Below are 1309 nucleotides of genomic sequence, written 5' to 3'. Positions count from 1 at the left end.
ACGGGGAAGTGGAACGCCATGTGGCATTCGTCGCCGCCGGAGGCGTAGTCGCCGAAGTAGTCGACGACGTCCTCCGGCCACTGGTTGGCCTCCGCGAGGATGACCGTGTCCGGGTACTGCGCGTCGATCTCCTTGCGCACCCGCTTCAGGAACTCGTGGGTTGCCGGAAGGTTTTCGCAGTTGGTCCCCTCGGCCGCGTAGAGGTAGGGGACCGCGTCGAGGCGGAAGCCGTCGATGCCGAGGTCGAGCCAGAAGCGGAGGGCGGCGAGGATCTCCTCCTGGACGGCCGGGTTCTCGTAGTTGAGGTCCGGCTGGTGGGAGAAGAAGCGGTGGAAGAAGTACTGCTTGCGGATGGGGTCGTAGGTCCAGTTGGAGACTTCGGTGTCGACGAAGATGATGCGGGCGTCGGCGTACTGCTTGTCGTCGTCGGCCCACATGTAGTAGTCGCCGTAGGGCCCGTCGGGGTCCTTCCTGGACTCCTGGAACCACGGGTGCTGGTCGCTGGTGTGGTTCATGACGAAGTCGATGATGACGCGCATGCCGCGCTGGTGGGCGGCGTCGACGAACTCGACGAAGTCGGCGAGGTCGCCGAACTCGGGGAGGACGGCGGTGTAGTCGGAGACGTCGTAACCGCCGTCTCTGAGGGGTGACTTGAAGAAGGGCGGGAGCCAGAGGCAGTCGACGCCGAGCCATTGGAGGTAGTCGAGCTTGGCGGTGATGCCCTTCAGGTCGCCGACGCCGTCGCCGTTGCTGTCCTGGAAGGAGCGGACGAGGACCTCGTAGAAGACCGCGCGCTTGAACCACTCGGGGTCGCGGTCCTTGGCGGGAGTGTCCTCGAACGTGTCCGGGACGGGGGAGTTGACGGTCATGACGCTCTGGGGTCTCCGATCTGCGCTGCGGGTCACCGGACGTGGAACACGTGGGCCGGCGCCCGGCCGGGCTCCAGGCGCACGTAGTTGTCCCGGCTCCAGCCGTAGACGCCACCGGTGAGTTCGTCGTGCACGGACAGCGTCGCGCCGTGTTCCAGGCCGAGTTGCGGCAGGTCCAGCGAGACCGTCGCCTCCTGGGCGTGGTGCGGGTCCAGGTTGACCACGACGAGCACCGTGTCCGCCCCCTCGCGCTTGCTGTACGCGATGACGGAGTCGTTGTCCGTCCCGTGGAAACGGAGGTTCCTGAGCCGGTGGAGCGCGGGATGGCGCCGCCGGATGTCGTTGAGCCGGGTGATGAGGGGGGCGATGGTGCGGCCCTCGCGTGCGGCGGCTTCCCAGTCGCGGGGCTTGAGCTGGTACTTCTCGGAGTCGAGGTACTC

At 66.9% G+C, this 1309-nt stretch carries 2 protein-coding genes; both read right to left on the bottom strand.

Annotation, left to right across the window (positions count from 1 at the left end; genetic code table 11):
- On the bottom strand, positions 1 to 869 hold an 869-nt coding region (locus tag ACFYX4_RS40975; protein WP_389345086.1), incomplete at its 3' end, for an alpha-amylase family glycosyl hydrolase.
- Positions 870 to 901: 32 nt separating this feature from the next.
- A partial coding sequence (locus tag ACFYX4_RS40970; protein ID WP_389345084.1) for a DUF3459 domain-containing protein occupies positions 902 to 1309 on the bottom strand: 408 nt, incomplete at its 5' end.

It is taken from the genome of Streptomyces sp. NPDC002328, assembly GCF_042890065.1.
Classification (GTDB): domain Bacteria; phylum Actinomycetota; class Actinomycetes; order Streptomycetales; family Streptomycetaceae; genus Streptomyces.
This window is presented reverse-complemented; position numbering and strand designations above follow the sequence as displayed.